This is a genomic window from Synechococcus sp. H70.1 (assembly GCF_047502705.1).
Classification (GTDB): domain Bacteria; phylum Cyanobacteriota; class Cyanobacteriia; order Thermostichales; family Thermostichaceae; genus Thermostichus.
The window spans coordinates 2,706-6,138 of sequence record NZ_JANSIV010000074.1 but is presented as its reverse complement, the minus strand read 5'-3'; the positions used below and the strand labels follow the sequence as shown (position 1 = coordinate 6,138).

The 3,433-nt window shown below is 61.1% G+C and carries 5 protein-coding genes and 1 tRNA gene; all 6 read right to left on the bottom strand.

The annotated features are described in order from the left end of the window. Positions 1-36 precede the first annotated feature (36 nt). Positions 37-121, bottom strand: a tRNA-Ser gene (locus NW827_RS05275). Between the two features lie 69 nt (positions 122-190). Next, positions 191-598, bottom strand: coding sequence for a DUF2358 domain-containing protein (locus tag NW827_RS05270; protein WP_414503419.1), 408 nt, complete (start codon positions 596-598; stop codon positions 191-193). After that, complete coding sequence (locus NW827_RS05265; RefSeq protein ID WP_414503418.1) at positions 595-1,392, bottom strand: MBL fold metallo-hydrolase; 798 nt, start codon at positions 1,390-1,392, stop codon at positions 595-597. Before NW827_RS05265 ends, NW827_RS05270 begins: the two co-directional genes overlap by 4 nt. A gap of 4 nt (positions 1,393-1,396) precedes the next feature. Further along, positions 1,397-2,737: a TldD/PmbA family protein gene (locus NW827_RS05260; protein WP_414359802.1), complete on the bottom strand. Its 1,341-nt coding sequence runs from the start codon at positions 2,735-2,737 to the stop codon at positions 1,397-1,399. A gap of 13 nt (positions 2,738-2,750) precedes the next feature. Beyond that, positions 2,751-3,032, bottom strand: coding sequence for a DUF4351 domain-containing protein (locus NW827_RS05255; RefSeq protein ID WP_414404038.1), 282 nt, complete (start codon positions 3,030-3,032; stop codon positions 2,751-2,753). Positions 3,033-3,103: 71 nt separating this feature from the next. Further along, on the bottom strand, positions 3,104-3,433 hold a 330-nt coding region (locus NW827_RS05250; RefSeq protein WP_414503417.1), incomplete at its 5' end, for a M48 family metallopeptidase.

Below are 3,433 nucleotides of genomic sequence, written 5' to 3'. Positions count from 1 at the left end.
TCTGCAAACTTCAGCAGCTGGCGAAAGGTTCTAGGACGGAGAGAGTGGGATTCGAACCCACGGTGAGTTGCCCCACACAGCATTTCCAGTGCTGCGCCTTCGACCACTCGGCCATCTCTCCAGCGCACCTACGCAGCCACTTTTCAGCAGCGCCGAAAAGCGAGCTTTTTAATTCTAGCAAAGGAAAGAGCTAGGCTACTCCCAAAGCCTGCAGCAGCACCTGCCAGCGGGAGCAGCGCCAGTAGTCAATGTGGGACTCGATAAGACCTGCGGGGTTAAGCCGCATCTCTGTCCAGCCGGGGATGCACAAGCGGGGGCGCCAGGGCAAAAAGGACAGGGATCCCCTCAGCGTCCACTCGCTGCGAATGTGGCTGCCGACCTGTTGAATGTCGTGCAGCTCAAGATGGATATCCTGCAGCCAGCGCTCTAGGCTAGCAATCATGACCCGGTAGCGATCCAGGCCGCGAAACTCGTTGAGGGGATCCCGGAAATAGACCTGGGGATCGTAGATGGAGTAGGTTTGATCCCGAGGAAAGCGGGCGTAATCGGCCCGCAGGATGGCCACCAGGTCAAGGCTGGACTGAGAAGGGTGGCTCATGCTCTGACCTCAGCAGGAAGGAATACCGTTTCCCCCGGGGCAGGACAGCACAGCCGGATGGATTGGCGGGTGGCGGCGTTCAGGGATCCCAGCTTTTCCCGGAACTCCTCTAGGCTCCCCAGAGGGCGGATCTGGGCGGCAAACCAGCCGTGGTAATCTACCTCTCCCATAGCGGTGGGAATCACCTGCTGTGGGCGCAGGGCGGCCACCACCTGCAGGGCCCGCTCCGGCCCCATGATCACCTCGCCCAAGAGGGGAAAGATCTGCCCCACCACCGGGATCAGCAGGGTGTGGATGGGGGCAAACTCCTGCTGCAGCCGCGGGCGGATATCCGCTTGGGAGAGGTGGGGCTCGTAGTAAAGCCGCGTCTGGGTCGGCAGCTCTTCCAGCAAAAAGCCCAGCTCCCGCACCGACCCTAGGGGTGCTCCCGGAACCGCTGTGATGCGCAGATCTCCCCACTGCACTGACTGCCAGGGATCTAGGGCCTGCACCCTCTTAAAGCCAAGGCTCCGTGCCACGCCGGCGGCTGTTGGAGAAGCGAAAACCGGGATCTGCCGGTTCAGCCGCTGCAGGGTGGGGGGGTGGCAGTGATCCGGCTGGCCCTGGCTGAGGAGGATGGCGTCGAGTTTGGGCAGGGTTTCCGGTGTGAAGGGCGGCACCTGGCGGTGCTGCAGGCGGATGAACCAGGGCAGGCCAAAGAACACCAAGGGATCCACCAGCCACGGATCCAGCAGAAAAGTCTGGGTCTGGGTATGGATTAGCCAACTGTTGAGGTCGATGCGGGTGAGTTTCATGGTGCTACTGCCCGGTGATGGAGAGATCGGCTACCCAAATGCGGGGACACAGACCAGCAGGGGTGATTTGGGGCTCCGGCTCGACGTAGAAAATCGACTGCAAGAGTTCTAGAAAATCCCCCGCTACCGTTGCCGCCTCAATACTGATGCGCTCTCCCTGGCGCACCCACCAGCCCTGAAAGGGCAGGGAAAAGGATCCCTGCAGAGGCTTGACTCCGGCATGGAGAGCCTGCAGCTCGTCAATCCAGACCACATTCTCAGCCGTAGCCAGGTCGTAGGTGCTCTCTGGCGGAGCCCCGGCAAAGACGTGGTAGTAGTGGGCCGCCACCGTCACCTTGGCGCCGATATTGGCATGTCCCGTGGGCTGAGCCCCCAGGCGTTTGGCGGTGCCAGCGCTGTGCAAAAAGTGGGTCAGAACTCCATTGGTGATGAGGGGAACGCGGCGGGTGGGGGTGCCTTCGCCGTCAAAGCTAATTGCGCTCACGTTGGTAGGGTGCAAGGCGTCATCACACACCGAGAGCAGCGGCGAGGCAATCTGCTTGCCCAGTGAGTCAGGAGTGGACAGGCTTTGGTTGTCCAGGATGTTCTGGGCGTTGAAGAGATTGGAGAAAGCGCCCAAGAGGCTTAAAAAAGCTTCCCCAGAAAAAACCACTGTGTATTTCCCCGAAGGGATCCGCTCGTACTCCAGGTGGCTGATGAGTTTCTCGGCCGCTTCCTTGACGCAGCCCTGGATATCCAACTCCTCTAGACTGCGGGCCACCCGCACAGCGCCGGCGCTGCGGGGTTTGCGACCCTCTTGTTCTGCCTTGCCGTAGAGAAAGACCGAGGCCAGGGTGTGGCCCTCCTGCCGCAGGGCTTGGTCGCTGTTGAGGTAAAAGCGGTCGATCTGCCGCTGGGCCAGGCCGTTGTAGGGTACCCCCTGGATGGCGGGATGGGATCCCAGTAAAGCCTTCTCGGCGGCCAGCAGTTGCTCAAGAAGCTCGCTGGCCAGCGCCAGCGGCCTTTTGTCGTTACAGGGCTGGAGAATGGGCAGCTTCGCTTCTGGACTCAATTGGGGTGCGTGTTCCCGCACGCCGAAGTGGCTGGCTTCCAAGGCCGTCTGCAGAGCCAGTTCCAGCCCTGCCTCGTCCACAGCAGTGGTGGAAGTCACCCCCACCTGGCCCTGGTCGTTCCAGGCCCGCACCGTCACACTGCAGCGGTGAGAGGCTTTTACCTGACGGGGCTCCCCCTGCTCCACCTGCACGCTGGTCTCGTCCACTTCGGCTCCGTAGAGATCAAACTGGGGGATCCCCAAACGTTTGGCACAGCTTTGCGCCTGTTCGGCCAAGGCCTCAACTTGCAGCATCGCTACTCCTTCCCTAGCGACGGGCCAGCCAGGCGGTCAAGTCCTCCACGCTGTGGAAATCCAACAAAGCTTCCCCCAGCGCCTCCAGCTGCGACGGCGGCAAGGCCCAAATCTGGTTTTCCAAGGCCGGGTCAAGGGATCCCAGCTTCCGCCGCAAAAGCTGCAAAACCAGGGTTGCTTCCCCGTGTTGCAAACCCTGCTGTAAGCCCAGTTGCAGGCCTTCTTTGCGCCCTGCTTCCAACCCCTCCCGCAGAGCTTCTGCCCGCCACTCCTGGTAGATTCCTAAGGACCTCATGATTTGCCAAATCAAGCCCCGATCCAATGCTAGTCCAGACAAAACAGGGGTTGCGGCCGGGAAAGGTGCGGCTAAAGCTCGCTGGGAGATTCGAGATAAGCCTTGAGCAAAGCTTTGAAGAGCGGCCCGTGGTTAGGAACCTTGAGGTGCAGCAGCTCATGAACGATGACCTCCCGACGGAAGGCAGCCGGTTGACGTAGCAGCTCGATGTCGAAGGTGAGACGGCCGCGGGAGGAGCAACTGGCCCATTTGCGCTTCAGCGGCCGCAGGTGGATTTCGCGTGGGGTTACTTCCAACCGTTGCGCCCAGGCCTGGACCTCGGCTTTGAACAGGTCAACCGGCACAGACTCTTCTAGTGGCATCCAGTCTGAAGTCGTTGTCTTTTTCATTCGGCAGCCCTC

Coding starts and splice junctions, on each gene's coding strand:
- NW827_RS05255 (WP_414404038.1), bottom strand. CDS start 3,032: ATGAGGTCCTTAGGAATCTACCAGGAGTGGCGGGCAGAAGCTCTGCGG.
- NW827_RS05270 (WP_414503419.1), bottom strand. CDS start 598: ATGAGCCACCCTTCTCAGTCCAGCCTTGACCTGGTGGCCATCCTGCGG.
- NW827_RS05265 (WP_414503418.1), bottom strand. CDS start 1,392: ATGAAACTCACCCGCATCGACCTCAACAGTTGGCTAATCCATACCCAG.
- NW827_RS05260 (WP_414359802.1), bottom strand. CDS start 2,737: ATGCTGCAAGTTGAGGCCTTGGCCGAACAGGCGCAAAGCTGTGCCAAA.